This is a genomic window from Promicromonospora sp. NFX87 (assembly GCF_048564965.1).
Lineage (GTDB): Bacteria > Actinomycetota > Actinomycetes > Actinomycetales > Cellulomonadaceae > Promicromonospora.
Window position 1 is genome coordinate 4945953 of the sequence record NZ_CP183413.1, and the last position, 19456, is coordinate 4965408.

Sequence of the window (19456 nt, forward strand, 5' to 3'; positions counted from 1 at the left end):
CGAGGCGGACGCAGCACGGCGTCTGCTGGGGAAAGCGATCAGCGTGTCACTATAGGACACCGGATGAAAATTGCCATCATCGCCCCAGGTCAGGGGTGGAAATAATCCTGAATGGCGGTAGACAGCCCTACGGGGAAGGGAACAGACGCTCCCTTCCCCGCAGGTATTGCGTCAGGCCCTCGTCAGGAGGCGCGAGCCCACTGCTCGGCGTTCCACAGGACACCGCTCTGGGCGGCGGTGTTACGCACGTTGCTCAGGGTCGAGCTGCTGGCGATCACACCCGGGTGGGAGAACAGCGGGATACCGAAGAGGGTGTCCCAGAGCTGCTTCTCGATGATGACGGTCTGCTCGGCGTGCACGGCCTCGTCGACCGAGGAGGCCAGCGTCTCCCAGGCGGCGTCGACGGTGTCGTCGGAGTAGCCGCCGTAGTTCTGCGGAGCGTCCGTCGCGTAGATGTTCTGACCGGAGGCGATCTGGCCCGAGCCGGCCCAGGCGAACAGCGCTACCTCGTAGTCACCGTTCGGCAGGTCCTTGTCGAAGAACTCCGGCGAGGCGCTGTCGACGATGTCGAAGCCCACCTGGTCGCACGAGGACTTGATGGCCTCGATCTCGGAGGCACGACGCGGGTTCGGGGCGGAGTAGCCGATCCGGACCTTCTCGCCCTCCTTGAGGCCGGCCGCCGCGAACTTCTCCTTGGCGGCGTCCAGGTCGACCTCGTCGTACCGGCCGTCGTAGGCCTCGGAGACCGTGGCCTCGTAGTTCGGCTGGAACGGGAAGACCTCGCGGGCGTTCATGACGACGGCCTCGGGGTCGATCGGCTTGATCAGGTCGTCCACGATCTTCTGGCGCGGCACGCAGAGCGCGAACGCCTCACGGGCCTCCAGGCTGTCCGCGAAGATACCGGACTTGAAGTTGAAGTCCAGGTGCTCCCAGGTCAGGTTCTGGTTGGTGTCGACCTTGACGGCGTCACCGAGCGACTCGAGCTGCGTGACGGTGTCGACCGTGGGGCCGCTCGGGTTGATGACGTCGAGGTCACCGTTGGCGAGCGCCTGGATCTGGGCGTCGGCACCGATGAAGCGGAACGTGAGCTCCTTGGTGGCGGCAGGCGTGCCCCAGTACTCGGTGTTGGCCTCGAGCGTGAGGTACTGGCCGGCTTCCCAGCCGTCGGCCTTGAAGTTGTACGGGCCGTTGACCGGGGAGATCGCGGGGTCCGGGACCTCGCCCGGCTGCGACAGCCAGCCCTTGTCCCAGAACTCGGCAGCCTTCTTCAGGACCGGGAGGTCGAGCTCCTGGATGGCGGTGACGAGCTCTTCGGTGGTGATGCCGGCCTGCTCCGCGACGACGTGCGCCGGGAAGGCGCCGCCCACGAGGATCTTCCAGTCGGCGTAGACGCGCTCGTAGTCGTAGGTGAACGACTTGGCGTCCGGGGAGTCCGCCTGCGGGCCCTCGGGAACGTAGTCACCGAGGGTGAGGCCGGAGATGTGGTTGAAGAGCGGCGCCTCGGAGCCGTCGTCGGTCACCTTGCCGTCCTCGGTGATCGCCTGGGTGGCCCAGTCGAGGAGGTAGTCCGCGTACGTGACCGGCGTACCGTCCGACCAGACAGCCTCGTCGTTGAGGGTGTACTCGACGACCAGCGGGTCCTCGGAGGTGGCCTCGTAGGTGCCGAACTCCTCGTCCGCGCAGATCTCGCCGGTGTCGCCGAAGTACCAGAAGCTGCCGAAGATGCGCTCGGTCACGGCGCTGTTGTAGACGGAGTACGTCTCCGGCGTGTTGGTGTTGTAGCCGAGGAACTCGTCCTCGATCGACACCTTCACCTCGCCGTCAGCGGTCTCGATGTCGCCGAGATCGGCCTTGCACGGACCATCGGCCGTGGCCGTCGCTTCCGTGGACTCGCCGTCCGCCGGGTTGTCGCCGCCCGCCGGGCTGGTGCACGCGGAGAACAGCAACGCGCTCGTGGCGGTCACCGCCACAGCGGCACTCAGTCGCCTGATCTTCAATGTTCCTCCTCAAGGGGATGCCGGCATCGGACTTCCTGGCGGCGCGCCGCAGCGCGCGCCGGGGGTGAGACGTCCGTCACCGTCATGGTTTCCGCTCACGCTACTCACGCGATGGGAGGGTTTGCCCTACTTCACCGTTTGCCGGACTTGATCGTTACCGACCTGATATCGCCCCGTAGCGGTACCGTCTCCGCGCATCAGAGAAGGAAACAGAGCGGTAACACCGCGAAGCGGAATCAGATCCAGCCGTGCGAGCGCGCCACCGCGACGAAGGCACCCCGGGCGGCGAGAACCTGCTCGGCAGTGAGGGTCGGCACCCCCGCGAGAAGAACCTCGGTGACCTCGACGGCGAGCTCCCGCTCGGACGGCGCCTCGCCGTCGGGCCGGGAGGCGGCGTCGGGCAGCGGCGGGAGGAATGCCGGGACGGGCGCGGCGTGGGCCACCGCGGAGACGGCGGACGCCGTCAGCGCCGGGGCGGGCGCGACCAGGGTGACGGTCGAGGCCTTCAGGCCCCGGTCACCGTCCTCCACCGCGAAGTCCACCACTGCGCCGACCGCGAGGTGGCGCTTGTCGAACTCGAGGTCGTTGACGTGGATGAACACGTCGTCGCCGCCCGTGTCCGGCGCAACGAACCCGTAGCCGCGAACCTCATCGAACCTGATGACCTTGCCTTGAACCACGACACACACTCCGCCTCGTAAGAATCCCTGCACGCCCGAGTCTAGGACGCTTGTCCAACTCGGGCTGTCCAACGCACGTCGTGTCGGCCAGGTTCCGGCGCGGGTGGGCGAATCGGACGACGAGGCGTAACGTCGATGGCGTTTTGTGCCGCACCACCGTCCCGAGGAGATCGCCCCTGAGCGCCGAGGTCTGGTACGTGAGCTACGGGTCGAACATGGCCCGGGCCCGGCTCGCCTGCTATCTGACGGGCGGGCGCCCGACGGGGGCGCGACGGCACTACCCGGGCGCGCGCGACCGGACCCTCCCGAGCGAGGACCGCGCGGTCCACCTCCCCGGACGCCTCTGGTTCACGGGCGAGTCGACCGTGTGGGGCGGTGGCGTGGCGTTCTACGACCACTACGCCGTCGGCCCGACGGCGGCCCGCGCGTACCGCATCACCGCCGCCCAGCTCGCCGACGTCGCGGCGCAGGAGATGCACCGCTCGCCCGCGGCGGACGACCCGCTGGAGGCCGTGCTCCTCGCCGGCATCGAGGGGCGGCACGCCGCGGGGCCGGGCCGGTACGAGACCCTGGTCGCCGTCGGGCGGATGGACGGGCTGCCGATGCTCACGTTCACCGCACCGTACGGGCACGCGGAGGCGCCACATGCCGCGCCGTCGGCCGCGTACCTGGCGATGATCGAGGCAGGGCTGCGCGAGGCGCACGGCTGGTCCGACGCCGAGGTCACCGCCTACCTGGCCGCCGTGCTCCCCCGCGACGACGCCCCCCGCCGGCGCTAGCGTGCGGACATGACGATCCGCACGGTGGAGACCTCGGAGGTACTGCGGCGCGCGGACGAGATCGCCGGTGTCTTCCAGCGGGCGTTCGGCTACTCCGACGAACGCCGTGACCACTTCCGGGACACCCGGCTCGCCTATCTCCCGCTGTACGACGGAGCACTGACCCTCGGGGCGTTCGAGGGCGCCGACCTCGTGGGGTTCGTGTACGGGTTCGACTACCAGCCCGGGCACTGGTGGCCGCAGCAGGTGGGCCCGGCGCTGGCGCAGGCGGGCCACGCGGCCTGGACCGAGGACGCGTTCGAGCTCAACGAGCTGGAGATCCTGCCGGAGCACCAGGGCCGGGGGCTCGGGACGGCGCTGCTGCGCGGGCTGTTCGACCGGATCCCCCACCGGCACACCCTGCTGTCCACGACCGCCGACCCCGCCGACCGCGCCAAGGTGCTCTACGGCCGGCTCGGGTTCGTCGACCTGGTACCCGGGTTCCGGTACGCGGGCGTCACCGAGCCGGCCAACATCATGGGCCGACGGCGGCCGGGGTGACGCTCAGCGCTCCCAGACATACGGCGTCGTCGTGGAGACCTTGACGAAGCCGTATCGCTCGAGGATCGGGCGCGAGTACTCGGTCGAGTCGCTGTGGATCAGGGTCTTGCCCAGCGCGAGGGCCGAGCGCGCACGGGCCGCCGTCAGCGCGCGGTAGATGCCGCGTCCCCGCCACTCCGGCCGGGTGCTGCCGCCCCAGATCCCCGCGACCTCGGTGTCCGCGACCGGCTCCAGCCGGCCGGCGGTGACGATCTGCCCCTCGGCCTCCGCGACCCATAGCTCCATGCCGTCGCCCAGCGCCTGCCTGCGCAGGATCGCGTTCGCCGTCTCGTCGGACACGGGGGCGCCGAACACCTCGTCCTGCATGGCGCACATCGCGCGGACGTCGGCCTCCTCGGTGACCTGGCGCAGGGTGACGCCGTCGGGCAGCGGGACGTCGGCGGCGAGCGCCTCCGCCTCGCCGATCATGATCGACTCGGGATCCTCCGGGACGAACCCGTGCTCGAGCAGCGCGTCGTGCAGGCCCGGGGCGTGGTCGTGGCCGCGGGTCTTCCACTCGACCTTCGTGATGCCGCCGTCGGCGCGGAAGTGGGCGATGGCGTCGGCGACGAGCTTGCGCACCTGGGGCTCGTCGGCCCCGCCGAGGTCGCGGTACGTGACGAAGCCACGTCCGCCCAGGAAGGTCACGAGGCGCAGCGGTCCCAGGTGGGTCACCGAGATGGCGCTGGGCGTCTCGGCGTCGGTACGGAGCTGCTCGTCGTACGCCTGGAGCAGGCGGGAGGTGTCGGTCATGGGTACACCGTCCGTTGCCGGGCCGTGGCCCGGCAACGGAATATCGGTTACTCCTTGACCGCGACGCCGCCCTCGGTCACGGCCGGCACGCCGTTCTCCGGGGTGACCGGGGTGTCGTCCGGGTCCGCCTCGGCGGGCGACGCGGAGGTGGCGAGCTCGAACGGCTCGCCGTCGTGCTTCTCGACGCCGGTGTCCACCGTCTCGGCGAGCACCTGGACCGCCAGCTCCTGCTTGAGGACCAGCGGGTCGCGCGAGAGGTCCTTCCACAGGGCGACGCAGAGCACGAGCATCACCACGACGAACGGCAGCGCCGAGACGATGGTGATGTTCTTCAGCCCGTTCAGGGCGCTGGCCGGGTCGTCGCCGCCGGCCAGCAGCATCGCGGCGGCGACCGCACCGGTGCTCACGCCCCAGAACACCACGGACCTGCGGCTGGGGTGCTCGGCGCCGTTCTCGGAGAGGCCGCCCATGATGATCGAGGCGGAGTCGGCACCGGTGACGAAGAAGATGGCGACGAGCACCACCGCCAGGCCCATCAGGGCCAGCCCTACCCAGCCGGGCACCGGCAGGGCGCCGAGCGTCTGGAACAGGATGAGGTCGAAGTTGATGTCGGCCCCGGCCTCGCCGATGGCGGCGAGCGCCGAGCCGGCGTCCTGTGCCTGCTCGGCGCGTTCCTGGAGGCCGATGGCGCCGCCGCCGAAGATCGCGAACCACAGGGTCGAGACGATGGAGGGCACGAGCAGCACGCCGACGACGAACTGGCGCACCGTGCGGCCGCGCGAGATGCGCGCGATGAACGGGCCGACGAACGGCGTCCAGGACACCCACCAGGCCCAGTAGAAGATCGTCCAGGTGCCCATCCAGTCGGACAGGGACTGGTCGCCGGAGGCCGCGGTGCGCGAGGCCATCTCGGGCAGGTTGCCGACGAACGCGCCGAGCGACGCGGGCAGCACGTTCAGGATGAAGAGCGTGGGGCCACCGATGAAGACGATGATCGCGAGCACCAGCGCGAGCCACATGTTGGCGTTGGACAGCCACTGGATGCCGCGCTCGATGCCGGAGACCGCCGAGAGCACGAACAGCGCCGTCAGGATCGCGATGACGATCACGAGCGTCGCGGTGCCGACGGTCCCGAGGAAGCCGGAGTGCTGCAGGCCGCCGCCGATCTGCAGGGCGCCGAGGCCCAGCGAGCAGGCGGAGCCGAACAGCGTCGCGAGGATCGCGAGGATGTTGATGACCCGGCCGCCGACCCCGTTGACGGCCTTGCGCCCGAACAGCGACGTGAACATCGAGCTGAACAGCTGGGCACGGCCCAGGCGGTAGGTGCCGTAGGCCATTCCGAGGCCGACGATCGCGTACATGGCCCACGGGTACAGCGTCCAGTGGAACAGCGTGGTGCCCATGGCCGTGGCCGCGGCCTCCGGGGTGGAGCCCTCGACGGTGCCGGGCGGCGGAGCCATGTAGAAGTACAGGGGCTCGCCCACGCCGTAGAACATGAGGCCGATGCCCATCCCGGTCGCGAACATCATCGCGATCCAGGAGGAGGTCTTGTACTGCGGCTTCTCGCCGTCCTGGCCCAGGGTGATCTTGCCGAACCGGCCCGCCGCGACGACGAGCACGAAGATGGTGAAGACGGTGGCGGCGATCACGAACAGCCAGCCGAAGTTCTGCAGCACTCCGGCGAGGGCGGCGTCGGCCACCGTGCCGAGACTGTCGGGGCTCGCGAAGCCCCAGACGATGAAGGCGACGGCGATCAGGCCCGCGACGCCGAAGACGACCTTGTCGGTACCGACACGGTGTTCGTCGGGGCCGCGCCCCGCGCGCTCGACCCGGCGAGCGGCGCGTTGGACCTGACCCAGCAGGGACTTTGTGGATTCTGAAGTACTCATCACAGCGGCTCCCCTCCCGCCCGGATCTCCGGGCTGTCACACCGGGGCGCCAGAACTCCTTTACATATGACGCGGCGGATACAGAGCGCTTCACGCTAGCACCACATCCAAATTTCACCCCCGCCACGGGTGGGCGCCAGGGCGCGCATCCGGCGCTCCCTGCTTCAAAGATCGCTCCGGAACCACGCACCGGCCACCCGGGCGGGGTGCGTCCCGGCCGGGCGGGAGCGCCCGGGTGCCGGCCGGGACGGCGGGCGGCTCAGGCAGGAGCTCCGCCGGCTGCTCGTTCGAGGTCGCCGTGGGCCTCCGCCGAGAGGTCCTGCCAGTCCGCCCACGTCTTGAGCCGGTCGGCGTAGACCTGCTGGAGCAGCGGGTAGAACCCCTGACCGAACATCACCCGGAGCGGCGGGTTGTCGGAGTCCACGATCTTCAGGAGCGCCCGGGCCGCGGCGGCCGGGTCGCCGGCAGGCTGCTTGCCCGTGAGCTCGGCGAGGCGCGCACGGAGCCCGTCGTACACCGGGTTGGGCGTGGCCATGTGCCCGTTGTCCAGCGGGTTCGGGTTCTTGCCCGACCGCGTGGCGAATCCGCCTGGCTCGACGACGGTCACCTTGATACCGAACTCGGCGACCTCCTGGGCGAGCGACTCGTTCAGCGCCTCGAGCGGCCACTTCGAGGCGTGGTACGCGCCGCCGAGCGGCAACGCGATGAGCCCGGCGGCCGACGACATCTGGATGATGTGACCCGAACCCTGCTCCCGCAGGTAGGGCAGTGCGGCCTGGATGACCCACACCGCACCGAAGAGGTTGGTCTCCAGCTGGTCCCGCAGCTCCTGCTCGGACAGCTCCTCGATCGCGCCGACCTGGGCGTAGCCCGCGTTGTTCACGACGACGTCGAGGCTGCCGAAGTGCTCCGCCGCCCGCCGCACGCTCTCGAGCACCGCGGCCCTGTCGGTCACGTCCAGCGCGAGCGGGAGCACCGCGTCGCCGTAGGTGGAGACGAGCTCGTCGAGGGTGCCGGTGTCACGGGCGGTCGCGGCCACCCGGTCGCCGCGCGACAGGGCCGCCTCGACGAAGCTGCGGCCCAGGCCGCGGGACGATCCGGTGACGAACCAGGTCTTGGTCATGGTGTGCTTCCGTCCTTTGCCGGGATGTGCGTACACCCTGACGACGGGCCCGAGCCGGCGGAGGTAACAGGCGGCTCAGGCGGGCAGCCCCGGGAGGTCCATGGCCGCGAGCCGCTGCGGATCGAGCACCGACAGCATCTCGACGATCCGGCCGTCCACGACGGTGCAGGCCATGACTGCCTGCGGCGTGCCGTTCGCGCCCCACACCATGATTCCCGGCTCGCCGTTGACGAGGACGCGGCGTGCTGTCGCCTTCGAGTGCACCGCCTGCTGGACCTTCGCGGCGACCTCTGTCGCACCCAGCCGGACCACTACGCCCTGCGACGTGTGGGTACGCCACGTCACGTCGGGGTCGAGCACCCGCAGCAGGCCTTCGAAGTCGCCACCCCGGGCGGCCGCGAGGAAGGCGTCGACGACCGCCCGCTGCCGGTCGCGCTCGTCGGTCCGGCGGTGCGTGCCCTGCACCTTCCGGCGGGCCCGGCTGGCGAGCATCTTCGACGCGTCGGTGGACTTGCCGAGGATCTGGGCGATCTCGTCGAACGGCACGGCGAAGATGTCGTGCAGCACGAAGGCGAGCCGCTCGTCGGGGCCAAGGGTCTCGAGCACCACGAGCAGGGCGAGGCCCACGGAGTCGGCGAGCAGGGCGCCGTCCTCCGGTGCCCCCTCGCCGTCCTCGGTCACCACGAGGTCCGGCAGCCGGTCCTCGTACGACTCCTCGCGCCGCACCTTGCGCGAGCGCAGCACGTCGATGCACACACGACCCACCACCGTCGTCAGCCAGGCGGCGAGGTTGTCGATCGCCGCGGTGTCCTGCCGCGACAGGCGCAGCCACGCCTCCTGCACCGCGTCCTCGGCGTCCGCCCGCGATCCGAGCATGCGGTGGGCCACCCCCACGAGCCTGCCGCGCTGCTCCTCGAACGCGACGGCGACTGCGTCGTCCGGGCGTGGTGCGGTCATGTCGTTACCTTCCTTCGGCGGGATCCGTCACAGGTGACGACGGATCAGGCCCGCACAAGGTAACCGCCGGTCCCAGGGTGACCACCGACGCCGTCGGCCGGTGCCGCTCAGCCCTTGAGCCCGCTGTGGGCCAGCCCCTGGACGAACTGCTTCTGCGCCACGAGGAACACGGCGAGGACGGGCAGCACGGTGAGCGTCGTCGCGGCGAGCTGCACGTTCCACATGGGGCCGCCGTACGCGTCGACGTACTGCGTCAGCGCCTGCGGCAGTGTGAAGCTCTCCTTGCTGGACAGGTAGACGATGGGCTCCAGGTAGAGGTTCCAGGACTTGAGGAACGTGAAGATCGCGACGGCGCCGAGGGCCGACCGCGCCAGCGGCAGGGCGATGCGCCAGAAGATCCCCCACCGCCCGAGCCCGTCGATCCGGCCCGCCTCCTCGAGCTCCGCCGGGAGCGCCAGGAAGAACTGCCGCATGATGAACACGGCGAGGACCGCCGGTGCCCCGAGGATCGGGATGACGATCAGCGGCCAGTGCGTGTTGATCAGCCCGAGCGTGTTGACGATGCGGAACAGCGGGACGATCGTCACCTCGGACGGCACGAGCAGACCGACGAGCACCAGCACGAACAGGGCGTTCGCCCCCGGGAACCGGATCCGCGCGAACGCGTAGCCCGCCATCGCGGCCACGAGCATCGTGCCGATGGTGACCAGCGCCGCGATGTACAGGGAGTTCCAGTACTGCTGCGCGAACGGCTGCAGCGTGAACACCTTGCCGTAGGCGTCCAGCGACGGGTCCTGCGGCCAGATCGTCGGCACCCGGCGCAGGATCTCGCTCATCGGCTTGAGGCTGGACGTCGCCATCCACCAGGTGGGAAAGACGAACGGCACGCTCAGCACGGTCAGCAGCGCGACGAGCAGCCACCGGGTCCAGCGCCGGCGGAGCCGGGCGGGCAGCACCTCGGACCTCGACTCAGACCTCATGGAAGACCCACCTCTTGCGCGACTGCCACTGCAGGAGCGTCAGTACGAGGACGATGACGAACAGGAGCACCGCGATGGCGCTGGCGTACCCGAACTCGTTGAACTGGAACGCCTGCTGGTACAGGTAGTAGACGAGCACCGTGGTCGAGCTCCCCGGACCTCCGCCCGTGAGGACGTCGATCTGCGCGAAGACCTCCAGCGAGCCGACGATCGTGATGATCGAGACCAGCAGGATCGTCGGGCTGATCAGCGGCAGGGTGATCGACCGGAACCGCCGCCACGCGCCGGCGCCGTCCAGCCGGGCCGCCTCCTGCAGCTCCTCGGGCACGCCCTGCAGCGCCGCGAGGAACAGGATCATGTTGAGCCCGACGTTCTTGAAGACCTGGACGACGATCACGGACACCATCGCCGTCGTCGGGTGGCGCAGCCAGTTCGGGCCGTCGACGCCGAGCAGCGCGAGGAAGCCGTTGATGCCGCCGTCGGCCTGCAGCAGGAAGCTCCACACGATCGTCCACGCGACCAGCGACACGACGACCGGCGAGAAGAAGAACGTCCGGAACGTGGTGGTGCCGGGCAGGCGCTGGTCGAGCAGGACGGCGAGCAGCAGCGCCAGCACGATGTTCAGGACGACGAGCCCCACCGAGAACCACAGGCTCGCCAGGAGCGCGTCCGCGAGCCCGCCGTCGGCGGCCATGCGCTGGTAGTTCTCGGCGCCGACGAACGTGAACGTGTTCGCCAGGACGTTCCACTCGTGCAGGGAGTACCAGACCACCATGCACAGCGGGAGGACGACGAACGCGAGCGCCCCGAGGACCACCGGCGCCACCATGACGTACCCGACGAGCCAGTCCCGGCGGACCGCCGCCGAGACATGTCCCGCGGACAGAGCTGCCACCGTCACTCCTCCAGCAGCGGCGCGACGGCCGAGCAGGTGTCGGTGAGGACCGCCTCGACGTCGGCGTCCGCCGTCCACAGCGCGTCGAGCTCCGCGCGCACGGTGCCCGACAGCTTGGCGAAGTTCTTGTGCGCGGGCTTGGTCACCGCGTCCTCGACGCCGTCCACGACCACCGCCTGCAGCTGCTCGGCGCTCAGGTTCGGGTTGGCCTCGGCGAGTCCCTCGGCGTCGAGCAGCGACGCGCGCGGCGGCGGGAAGTAGGCGCTGAGCTTCTCGGCGTTCTCGGGGTTGGTGAAGTAGGCGAGGAAGTCGGCGGCGACGTCCGGGTGCTCACCGGCGGCGAAGACACCCACCCCGGCCTGGCCGATGACGTTCTGCTTGCCCGCCGGGCCGGCGGGCAAGGGCACGACGTCCCACTCGAACGAGCCGTCGAGCGACGAGGCCCGGCTGATCTGGGTGATCGTCATCGCGGCGTCCCCGGCGAAGAAGTCGGCGGTGGTGCCCGGGCCGGGCATGGCGCCGTCCTCGAAGGCCGCGTCATGGATCCACGTCATGGCGTCGACCATCTCCGGCTCGGCGAGGGTGCACTGGGTGCCGTCCGCGCTCCACGGGGCCGCACCCCAGCCGGACCAGACGGTCGCGAGATTCTCCCACGCCTGGTACTCGAAGTCGCGCACGACCAGGCCCTGCTTGCCCGAGTCCTCGGCCGTGGCGGCGGCGATGTCGCGGGCGGCGTCGAAGGTCCACTCGCCGGACTCGACGAGCTCTGCCGGGTCGGGCTGCCCCGCCGCGGCGATCTGGTCGGTGTTGACGAACATCGCGAACGGGCTGTTGGAGAAGGGGTAGGCGTACAGGCCGTCGCCGTCCTCCCACAGCCCCAGGGCGCTCGGCACCATGTCGTCCAGCTCATAGCCCTCGGTGCTCTCGAGCAGCGGCCGGAGGTCGACGAGCGCCCCGCTGGAGACGAACTCGGGGGCGTTGCTCTCGAAGACCCAGGCCAGGTCAGGGGCGTTGCCCCCGGCGAGCTGGGTGGTCAGGGCGGTCGTGTAGTCCTCGAACGGGATGGTCTCGAACGTCACACCGGAGACCAGGTCCGGGTTCTGGGCGACGTAGTCGTCGGCGATGCTCTGGAAGAGCTCGAGCTGCGCCTCGTCGGCGGTCCATACGGTCATCCGCAGGTCGACGGGCTCGGCCGGGGCCTCGGGCTCCCCTACCGGCGCGTCGGTTCCGCCACCGCAGGCGGTGAGGGCGAGCGCCGCGCTCAGGGCGGTCGTGGCGACGGCGGCCCGACGGCGGGGACGGGACCCGGGGCTCGGGCGTCGGAGCGTGTGCTGTGCAGACATCAGTTCTCCTTTGGACTGATCCGCGACGAGTTGTCGCTGGGTGTGCCGGTGCTGGGTGTGCCGGTGCTGGATGTGCTCGGTGCTGGGGGGCTTCGTCAGTACGGGTGCGCGCCGTCCGGCCAGCGCAGCTCGAACCCGGCCGCGACCAGCTCGGCCTGGTAGTCGGCGAGCAGGTCCGGCTTGGCCTGGACGGCGTGGGGCGTGCGTCCGGTGGCGAGGCAGTGGGCGGCCAGGTGGCCGGCGGCCTCGCCCACGTTCCACTCGACGGGGTGCAGGCGGTAGCACCCGTTGGTGATGTGCGTGGTGCCGATGTTCTTGTTGCCCGCGAGCAGGTTCGTCGTGCGCCGCGGGAGCAGGGCGCCGAGCGGGATCTCGAACGGCGTCGACGGCACGTCGATGTACGTGTCGCCGCCCGTGGAGGGGTGCAGGTCGATCCGGTACATGCCCACGCCCACGGAGTCCTCGTACCGGGTGGCTCCGCGGTCGCCTCGTACCGAATAGGAGACGTCGTTCTCCGTGACCGTGGTGACCGCCTGGATCCGGCGGGACTCACGGTGGTACGCGGCCTGGGCGAGCCCGTCGGGGTTGCCCGTGACGTCGGGGCGGAGCCGCAGGCCGGGGAACCCCGTGCCGCCGTCGGGCCGTGGCGCCTCGGTCTGCATCCAGTAGAGCATCGACAGGCTGAGCTGCCGGGCGTCGGCGATCCGGGCCTCCTCGACGTCGCGAGGGACGTCGAGGACGTGGCCGAGGAAGTAGTCGATGCTCGGCCAGTTCACGAGGCACAGGTCGCCCGCGTAGAAGCCGGGCTCGTGGAGGTCGCGCGCGGCGATGCGCCGGAACAGCCACAGGTTCTCGTCGCCGGCGTTCTTCGACTGGTCCGCGTCGACCGCCAGCGGGTCGTCGCCGGGGTTCGGCGTGAACGACCGCCGCTCCAGCGCGAGGGTGCGCGGGTTGGGCGCGGTCCACGAGAGCAGCCGCTCGCCGCCCCAGGCGCCGGGCGCGTAAGAACGCCAGAAGTCGTAGCGGTCGGGCCTGTCGATGGTGTGCTCGCCGTCCGCGTGCTCGACGACGAAGCACACGCTGAACGCCTGGACGTTGTCCGGCTGGGCCTCGTCCGGGGCGCTCGGCTCGCCGGTCTCGCGCGCCGACTCGAACCCCGTGACGTACTCCGTGCCGGTCAGCGGCAGCAGCTCCCCGGTCTCGGTCGCGTCGATCGTGTACGCGGCGCTCACCGTCACCTCCGGACCACCGACGACGGAGGCGAGCGTCACCGACGTCACCCGGTCGCCGTCCGTGGTGGCGGCGGTCGGGCGCACCCGCTCCAGGAGCGTGATCCTGCCGGCGGAGCGGTAGGGCGCGAGCATCTCCTCCAGTACGCCGACGGCGACCCGGGGCTCGTGGCACAGCTTCGAGACCCACCCGGCACCCGGGTTGAGCTCCGGCCAGGCCCGCGCGGCGGCGGTCAGGGGGTAACGACGGCGGTAGACGTCGCGGATCCCGTCGCGCAGCGCCCGGTAGCGCGCGGTCACGCCGAACCGCTCGACCCAGGGGTGCTCGTCGGGCGGCACCGCCTGCGAGGTCAGCTGCCCGCCGATCCAGCGGTGCTCCTCGGTCAGGACGACGCGAGCGCCGCGGTCGGCGGCCGCGAGCGCCGCGGCGATGCCGCCGAGGCCCGCGCCCACCACGAGCACGTCGGTCTGCAGGTCTTGATGGGTCACGCGGGGTCCGTCCTGTCGTCGGTCGCTGGTTCGTCGGTGCCTGGTTCGTCCGTGCGGGGCGGTGCGGCCGTGGCGCCCTCCACGTCGGGGCACACGAGGATCTGGTGGAGCTCGGCCTCGGTCAGCGCCGAGGTGCGGCCCGTCTCGCGCTCCCGCTTGGGGCTGTCGTCGGAGACGAGGCGAGAGAGCAGGTACAGCGCCCGGGCGCCCATCTCCTCGCGGGGTACGGAGAAGCCGGACCAGTTCCTGCCGCCGCGGCGGGGATGGTGCGGCTGTCCGAGCAGCAGCACCGACACGTCGTCGGGCACCTGCTTGCCGCGGCGTTCGAGCTCGTCGGCGAGCTCCTCGGGATGGTTCTCGGGTGCGACGACGACGGCGGTGAAGCGCTGGTCGACGATCTCGGCGGCGGTGGCGGCGACGTCGTCGAGCTCGACGAACCGGGTGGTGAGCCCGTGCGCCTTCATGGCGCTGCGGTACCCGTCGACGCGGTCGAGCGTCGGCTGGTCGGTGCCGCGCATGCCCACGTAGCCGATGCGCCGGTGGCCGAGGGCGACGAGGCGCTCGACCTGCCGCACGGTTCCCCCGACGTAGTCGGCGCCCACGTAGGGCAGCCGGCCGCCGTCGCTGCCGCGCTTGCCGATGAAGACGAAGGGGTAGTTGGTGTCGAGCAGGTGCTGCAGCTCGCCGCGGTGCTCGTGCTGCCCGAGCAGCAGGCAGCCGTCGGCCACGCCGAGCCGCTGCCAGCCGTCGCGGGTGAGCCTGCGGCGCCCGTCCGTGACGGGTGCGCTGGTGAACAGCAGCAGGTCGACGCCGAGCCGTTCGGCGGCGTGCTCGATCCCGACGAGGAACGGGCCGTAGAAGTCGCGGCTGGCCCGGGGGAACGTCGCCTCGTAGGTGAACACGCCGAGGATCTGGGCGAGCCCGCCCGCGAGGCGCTGGGCGGCGGGGTTCGCGGTGTAGCCGGTGATCCGGATGGCGTCCAGGACGCGCTGGCGGGTCTCCTCGCTGATGCGGACGCCGGTCGGCGTGCTGCCGTTGAGCACGAACGAGACGGTGGCCTGGCTGACGCCGGCCATCGCGGCGACGTCCGTCTGGGTGATGCGGCGACGTGGCACGGCTCCTCCTTGAACCCAGCTCCGACCCGGCGGCTGACGTCAGGAGTGTCACCGTCCGCTCAGCGGGCGGTCAATCTGATGATGCGCATTATTAGCAGCTGCCGCGTGCGGGCCCGGGGCCGCGGGCTCGAGGGCCTGCATGGTCGCGGCGGGTCGGTGGCGCGCATTATCAACGGCGCATGACTGGTCGCGGCACGACAAGGCGGGTGCCGCGACGAGCGTCCTGTCCGGACCTCGTCGCAGCACCCGCCCCGTCAGATCGTGGGCGCCCTCCGGCTACATCCCGATCACCCTCTGGGCCTCCGAGACCGCTCTGAGAAGCGCATGACCTGCGGCGCCCACGGCCCGCGCGATCTCGAGAAGCGCACGGAGCGAGGACCCGAGCTCCTTGGGGTTGTGGTTGTCCCGGTCCTCGATGACGTCGACGGCGTCGTCGAGGACCAGGGTGCCGGGGACGTCCATCTCTCCGCGCACCTCCCCCGCACGGGCGACGACCTTCGCCAGCAGCGCGTCAAGACTCTCGGTCCCGTAGTTGTTCACGATCCCCGTGGCCTGGTCCTGGACCTTGCCGACGCTCCCGGGCGCCTGGATGTTGAAGGTGTCCCCTGACATCAGGCCCTCATCCCTGCTGGATCCCGGTGGCGGTGTCCTGGACGACACCCACCGAGCCCGGAGCGTTGACGTTGACGATGTCCTTGTCGCTGATCTGGTACGTCGTGAGGTTCGTGCTGTAGGTCACCCCGAGGTCGTTGATCCCGAGCGTGATCTGCTCGCTGAGCTCCTCGATCGCGGCCCGATCGTCCGTCCAGAGCGCCGTGTGCGGTGCACCCGACGTGGTGATCTGGAGCGCGGTCAGGTCGACGGGGGCCGTCTTGGGGCGCTGGAGGCGGCGGATGCCGATGAACGCGACGACGATCCAGAACAGCAGCCAGAAGAAGCTGACGCCCATGAAGCCGGAGTCGTCGCCCGACCCCGCTGCGATCAGGACGATCAGGCTCACCACCGCCCCGATGACGCCGAGGATCGTCGCGTTCTTGGCCCACGGCGGAGTCGGCGGGGGCAACAACCGGTACTGCTTGATGGAGGTGCGAGCAATGTTGCGCAGCGGATAGGTGTCCCCGCCGATGTAAAGCTGACCCTGGCCGATGCGGACATCGGACCTAGCGGATATTGCCACGTACGCCTCCTGATAGACGAAGCGACTTTCTGGGAGACCCGACAGTAGCGGGTCGCCCAGGAATGCAACGACATATCTCGGCATGCGCCGCCTTGTTCACCCAGTGTGGTTTTTTGCTTTCTCCGAGGACGCCGATCCTCGCACCAACACGCCGATTCCCACACCTGCGCGCCTGCGCGCAAATCACGGGGACGAACTGAGCGAGAGTCAGGAAGAAATACTTCATACGACAGCTAGGAAATGCCCGCCGACACATTCACCCCGGCTCACGTCACCATTTCGAGAACCGCGTGATTCTGCATGAATTCGCAGGGCTGTCACGGCAAGAATGCGAGGAGTCTTGCGGAACGAGACATCACCACAATTGATGCACACCGCTATTCACCCGGCACGGCCGCACCTGTTGCAGCCTGCTCAGTGGAAGCAGAGGCAGAACGGGTGGCCCGCCGGGTCGGCGTAGACCCGCCAGTTGGCCTCCGGGCGCAGCTGGTCGGTGCGCTCCAGCACCGTCGCGCCGAGCTCCAGCACGCGCCGCTCGTCCGCCTCGATGTCGTCGACGTCGAAGTCGAGGTGCATCTGCTGGGGCGACTCCTGGCCCGGCCACTGCGGCGGCCGGTAGCCCTCCACCCGCTGGAAGGCCAGCGGCGTGCCGTCGAACCCGCGCAGCTCCACCCAGTCCGGGTCCTCCGCGTCGACCTCGACCTGCCCGCCCAGCAGCTCGGCGTAGAACTCGGCGAGGCGGACCGGGTCCGCGCAGTCGATCGCGACGGCCTGCAGCTTGCGAATCATCTCTGGTTTCTCCTCGCCCTCGGTTCGTACGCCGGTCCGTGATGCCCAACCTATCGGCGGCAGGAACATGTAGGTTGTGCTGGACCGCGACACCGTCGAAGGAGGTGGGACCCATGAACGCAGGACCGATCTGGGCACTCCCCCTTCCGCGAGGATCGGGCGACTGACGTAGGTGTCGCCGGGAGTGCCCTCCGAGCTGGGCATCCCGAAAGGCAACACCCATGCGTTCCTCACTGATCTCCGACGCCCGCCCCGCGCCCCGCACGTTCGACGTGATCATCGCCGGCTGCGGGCCGACCGGCGCGCTGCTGGCCGCCGAGCTCCGGCTGCACGGCGTGCGGGTGCTCGTCCTGGAGAAGGACACCGAGCCGGCGTCGTTCGTCCGCATCGTCGGTCTGCACATCCGCAGCCTCGAACAGCTGGCGATGCGCGGACTGCTGGACCGGCTGGTCGAGCACGGGCGACGGCGTCCGGCCGCCGGCTTCTTCGCCGCCATCGACAAGCCCGTGCCCGAGGGCCTGGACAGCGCGCACGCCTTCCTGCTGGGCATCCAGCAGCCGGTGATCGTCCGCCTGCTCGAAGAGCGTGCGCTCAGCGTGGGCGCGCAGGTCCGGCACGGTTCGGAAGTAGTGGGCCTCGTGCAGGACGACGACGGCGTGACCGTCGAGCTGTCCGGCGGCGAACGGCTTCGCACGCGCCACCTCGTCGGCTGCGACGGCGCACGCAGCACCGTGCGCAAGCTGCTCGGCGTCGGCTTTCCCGGCGAACCCGCACGGACCGAGACCCTGATGGGCGAGATGCAGGCCGGTGCGCCGCAGGAGGAGATCGCCGCCAAGGTGGCCGAGGTCAGCGCTACCACCAGGCAGTTCTGGCTCAGGCCGTTCGGGGAAGGGGCCTATCAGGTGGTCGTCCCCGCCGCGGGAGTCAGCCCGGACCGGACGGAACCGCCCACCCTCGAGGATTTCAGGCAACAGCTGCGCGTCATAGCCGGGACCGACTTCGGCGTGCACTCGCCACGCTGGCTGTCCCGGTTCGGGGACGCGACCAGGCTGGCCGAGCACTACCGGGTCGGTCGGGTGCTGCTGGCCGGCGACGCCGCGCACATCCATCCGCCCATCGGCGGGCAGGGTCTCAACCTCGGCCTCCAGGACGCGTTCAACCTCGGCTGGAAGCTGGCCGCGCACGTCCGCGGCTGGGCGCCGGATGCCCTGCTGGACACCTACGAGGCGGAGCGCCGCCCGGTCGCCGAGGACGTGCTGGACAACACGCGCGCCCAGCTGGCGCTGCAGTCCCCCGAACCGGGCCCGCGGGCGGTGCGGAAGCTGCTCGCCGAGCTGATGGACCTCAACGAGGTGAACCGACGCCTGATCGGAAAGATCGCCGCGATCGACCTCCGGTACGACCTGGGTGCGGGGCCTGACCTGGTCGGCCGCCGCCTGCGCGACCTCGACATGAAGCAGGGCCGCCTCTACGAGCTGCTGCGGAGCGGCCGCGGCCTGCTGCTGGACCGCACCGAGCGCCTCACGGTCGGCGGCTGGTCCGACCGGGTCGACCACGTCGCGGATCCGACCGTGGCGCTGGACGCCCCGTGCCTCCTGCTTCGGCCTGACGGCTACGTCGCCTGGGTCGGCGACGACCAACGAGACCTGGACGCCCACCTCGCGCGCTGGTTCGGCGCGGCGGCCGGCTGACCCGGCATCGCGAGCGGCCCGTTCAAAGTACGATCATCATCTAATTTTCCGGAAACCCTTGCCTTCCGCTCCACCGCCGATCTATTGTCGTACGAACGTACTTCAAAAACCTCAGGGAGCCCGTGATGACAACCGCCCAGCAGGTCGCGCTCGTAACCGGCGCCACCTCAGGAATCGGCAAGGCAGCAGCGACCGCGCTCGTCGCGGCGGGCTTCGAGGTGATCGGGACCGGCCGCAACACCTCGCGGTCCACCGCACCGGCCGGCGTGACCTACCTCGACCTCGACGTGACCAGCGACGAGTCGGTCGCCTCGGCCGTCGAGCAGGTGATCGACCGGTTCGGGCACATCGACGTCCTGGTCAACAACGCCGGCGTGGGATCGACCGGCGCCGGCGAGGAGTTCTCGATCGCCCAGACGCAGGGCATCTTCGACGTCAACGTCTACGGCGTCATGCGGATGACCAAGGCCGTCCTGCCGCACATGCGTGACCAGGGCCGTGGGCGGATCATCAACGTCTCGTCCCTCAGCGGGTTCGTCCCCAGCCCGTTCATGACCGTCTACGTCGCGACCAAGCACGCCGTCGAGGGCTACTCCCAGTCGCTGGACCACGAGGTCCGCGAGTACGGCGTCCGGGTCCTGCTCGTCGAGCCCGGCCCGATCAACACCCCGTTCGCGGGGCACAGCGTCGAGGCCGACAGCCCCATGCCGCTCTACGCGGCGGGGCGGCGCAACTACGACGAGCTGCTGACCCAGAACCTCAGCAGCGGCGACGACCCCAGCGTCGTCGCCAAGGTGATCGTCGCGGCGGCCACCGACCGGAACCCGAGGCTGCGGCGGACCGCGGGCACGACCGCCATGACCATCAACACGGTGCACCGCGTCGCCCCGGCGCGCGTCTTCGACCGCGTCATCCGCCGGTTCAACCGGATGCCCGCCTGACCCGTGCTGGCCTTCCCGAGCGGCATCGACAAGGCTGCGGGAGACCGGCT

Annotated in this window: 18 protein-coding genes; 4 read left to right on the forward strand and 14 right to left on the reverse strand. The window is 70.3% G+C overall.

What is annotated here, in order from left to right; genetic code table 11:
- Window positions 1–182 precede the first annotated feature (182 nt).
- Complete coding sequence (locus tag ACNYC2_RS22220; RefSeq protein ID WP_419703868.1) at window positions 183–1997, reverse strand: ABC transporter substrate-binding protein; 1815 nt, start codon at window positions 1995–1997, stop codon at window positions 183–185.
- A gap of 236 nt (window positions 1998–2233) precedes the next feature.
- A complete protein-coding gene (locus ACNYC2_RS22225) occupies window positions 2234–2677 on the reverse strand; it encodes a cold-shock protein (RefSeq protein ID WP_419703869.1) in 444 nt (147 codons plus the stop codon).
- A 197-nt stretch (window positions 2678–2874) separates the two neighbouring features.
- On the opposite strand from ACNYC2_RS22225, the gene ACNYC2_RS22230 reads away from it, so the two are divergent.
- Window positions 2875–3456, forward strand: a complete 582-nt coding sequence (locus ACNYC2_RS22230; protein ID WP_419703870.1) for a histone deacetylase — start codon at window positions 2875–2877, stop codon at window positions 3454–3456.
- 9 nt (window positions 3457–3465) lie between these two features.
- A complete protein-coding gene (locus ACNYC2_RS22235; protein WP_419703871.1) occupies window positions 3466–3996 on the forward strand; it encodes a GNAT family N-acetyltransferase in 531 nt (176 codons plus the stop codon).
- Window positions 3997–3999: 3 nt separating this feature from the next.
- Here the strand turns inward: ACNYC2_RS22235 and ACNYC2_RS22240 are convergent, their stop codons facing one another.
- The 12 genes from ACNYC2_RS22240 to ACNYC2_RS22295 all read right to left on the reverse strand — a co-directional run bounded on the left by ACNYC2_RS22240 (window position 4000) and on the right by ACNYC2_RS22295 (window position 16774).
- A complete protein-coding gene (locus tag ACNYC2_RS22240; RefSeq protein ID WP_419703872.1) occupies window positions 4000–4788 on the reverse strand; it encodes a GNAT family N-acetyltransferase in 789 nt (262 codons plus the stop codon).
- A gap of 47 nt (window positions 4789–4835) precedes the next feature.
- Window positions 4836–6677, reverse strand: a complete 1842-nt coding sequence (locus ACNYC2_RS22245) for a BCCT family transporter (protein ID WP_419703873.1) — start codon at window positions 6675–6677, stop codon at window positions 4836–4838.
- Window positions 6678–6936: 259 nt separating this feature from the next.
- On the reverse strand, window positions 6937–7800 hold the full coding sequence (locus tag ACNYC2_RS22250) for an SDR family NAD(P)-dependent oxidoreductase (protein ID WP_419703874.1): 864 nt from the start codon (window positions 7798–7800) through the stop codon (window positions 6937–6939).
- 75 nt (window positions 7801–7875) lie between these two features.
- Window positions 7876–8757 (reverse strand): sigma-70 family RNA polymerase sigma factor, encoded by an 882-nt coding sequence (locus ACNYC2_RS22255; RefSeq protein WP_419703875.1) that lies wholly within the window; start codon window positions 8755–8757, stop codon window positions 7876–7878.
- A 107-nt stretch (window positions 8758–8864) separates the two neighbouring features.
- The gene (locus ACNYC2_RS22260; RefSeq protein ID WP_419703876.1) at window positions 8865–9737 is read right to left on the reverse strand and encodes a carbohydrate ABC transporter permease; all 873 of its coding nucleotides are present in this window, start codon (window positions 9735–9737) and stop codon (window positions 8865–8867) included.
- On the reverse strand, window positions 9727–10632 hold the full coding sequence (locus ACNYC2_RS22265) for a carbohydrate ABC transporter permease (RefSeq protein WP_419703877.1): 906 nt from the start codon (window positions 10630–10632) through the stop codon (window positions 9727–9729). Before ACNYC2_RS22265 ends, ACNYC2_RS22260 begins: the two co-directional genes overlap by 11 nt.
- Before the next feature lie 2 nt (window positions 10633–10634).
- Window positions 10635–11975 carry an ABC transporter substrate-binding protein gene (locus ACNYC2_RS22270; RefSeq protein ID WP_419703878.1) on the reverse strand — a complete coding sequence of 447 codons (1341 nt, stop codon included), beginning with the start codon at window positions 11973–11975 and terminating at the stop codon, window positions 10635–10637.
- A gap of 95 nt (window positions 11976–12070) precedes the next feature.
- Window positions 12071–13693 carry an FAD-dependent oxidoreductase gene (locus ACNYC2_RS22275; RefSeq protein ID WP_419703879.1) on the reverse strand — a complete coding sequence of 541 codons (1623 nt, stop codon included), beginning with the start codon at window positions 13691–13693 and terminating at the stop codon, window positions 12071–12073.
- On the reverse strand, window positions 13690–14808 hold the full coding sequence (locus ACNYC2_RS22280; protein ID WP_419703880.1) for a LacI family DNA-binding transcriptional regulator: 1119 nt from the start codon (window positions 14806–14808) through the stop codon (window positions 13690–13692). Before ACNYC2_RS22280 ends, ACNYC2_RS22275 begins: the two co-directional genes overlap by 4 nt.
- A 276-nt stretch (window positions 14809–15084) precedes the next feature.
- On the reverse strand, window positions 15085–15420 hold the full coding sequence (locus ACNYC2_RS22285) for a hypothetical protein (RefSeq protein WP_419703881.1): 336 nt from the start codon (window positions 15418–15420) through the stop codon (window positions 15085–15087).
- 7 nt (window positions 15421–15427) lie between these two features.
- Complete coding sequence (locus ACNYC2_RS22290) at window positions 15428–15985, reverse strand: DUF6232 family protein (protein WP_419703882.1); 558 nt, start codon at window positions 15983–15985, stop codon at window positions 15428–15430.
- 414 nt (window positions 15986–16399) lie between these two features.
- Window positions 16400–16774: a VOC family protein gene (locus tag ACNYC2_RS22295; protein WP_419703883.1), complete on the reverse strand. Its 375-nt coding sequence runs from the start codon at window positions 16772–16774 to the stop codon at window positions 16400–16402.
- Window positions 16775–16995: 221 nt separating this feature from the next.
- Here ACNYC2_RS22295 and ACNYC2_RS22300 point away from each other — a divergent pair, with 221 nt between their 5' ends.
- Together ACNYC2_RS22300 and ACNYC2_RS22305 are read left to right on the forward strand one after the other, a co-directional pair.
- Window positions 16996–18465, forward strand: coding sequence for an FAD-dependent monooxygenase (locus tag ACNYC2_RS22300; RefSeq protein ID WP_419703884.1), 1470 nt, complete (start codon window positions 16996–16998; stop codon window positions 18463–18465).
- Between the two features lie 125 nt (window positions 18466–18590).
- On the forward strand, window positions 18591–19406 hold the full coding sequence (locus ACNYC2_RS22305; protein WP_419703885.1) for an oxidoreductase: 816 nt from the start codon (window positions 18591–18593) through the stop codon (window positions 19404–19406).
- Window positions 19407–19456 lie beyond the last annotated feature (50 nt).

What these genes read in the sequence shown, in the direction of transcription:
- ACNYC2_RS22235 (WP_419703871.1), top strand. Translation starts at nt 3,466, where the DNA reads ATGACGATCCGCACGGTGGAGACCTCGGAGGTACTGCGGCGCGCGGAC.
- ACNYC2_RS22240 (WP_419703872.1), bottom strand. Translation starts at nt 4,788, where the DNA reads ATGACCGACACCTCCCGCCTGCTCCAGGCGTACGACGAGCAGCTCCGT.
- ACNYC2_RS22300 (WP_419703884.1), top strand. Translation starts at nt 16,996, where the DNA reads ATGCGTTCCTCACTGATCTCCGACGCCCGCCCCGCGCCCCGCACGTTC.
- ACNYC2_RS22285 (WP_419703881.1), bottom strand. Translation starts at nt 15,420, where the DNA reads ATGTCAGGGGACACCTTCAACATCCAGGCGCCCGGGAGCGTCGGCAAG.
- ACNYC2_RS22305 (WP_419703885.1), top strand. Translation starts at nt 18,591, where the DNA reads ATGACAACCGCCCAGCAGGTCGCGCTCGTAACCGGCGCCACCTCAGGA.
- ACNYC2_RS22255 (WP_419703875.1), bottom strand. Translation starts at nt 8,757, where the DNA reads ATGACCGCACCACGCCCGGACGACGCAGTCGCCGTCGCGTTCGAGGAG.
- ACNYC2_RS22250 (WP_419703874.1), bottom strand. Translation starts at nt 7,800, where the DNA reads ATGACCAAGACCTGGTTCGTCACCGGATCGTCCCGCGGCCTGGGCCGC.
- ACNYC2_RS22260 (WP_419703876.1), bottom strand. Translation starts at nt 9,737, where the DNA reads ATGAGGTCTGAGTCGAGGTCCGAGGTGCTGCCCGCCCGGCTCCGCCGG.
- ACNYC2_RS22270 (WP_419703878.1), bottom strand. Translation starts at nt 11,975, where the DNA reads ATGTCTGCACAGCACACGCTCCGACGCCCGAGCCCCGGGTCCCGTCCC.
- ACNYC2_RS22245 (WP_419703873.1), bottom strand. Translation starts at nt 6,677, where the DNA reads ATGAGTACTTCAGAATCCACAAAGTCCCTGCTGGGTCAGGTCCAACGC.
- ACNYC2_RS22295 (WP_419703883.1), bottom strand. Translation starts at nt 16,774, where the DNA reads ATGATTCGCAAGCTGCAGGCCGTCGCGATCGACTGCGCGGACCCGGTC.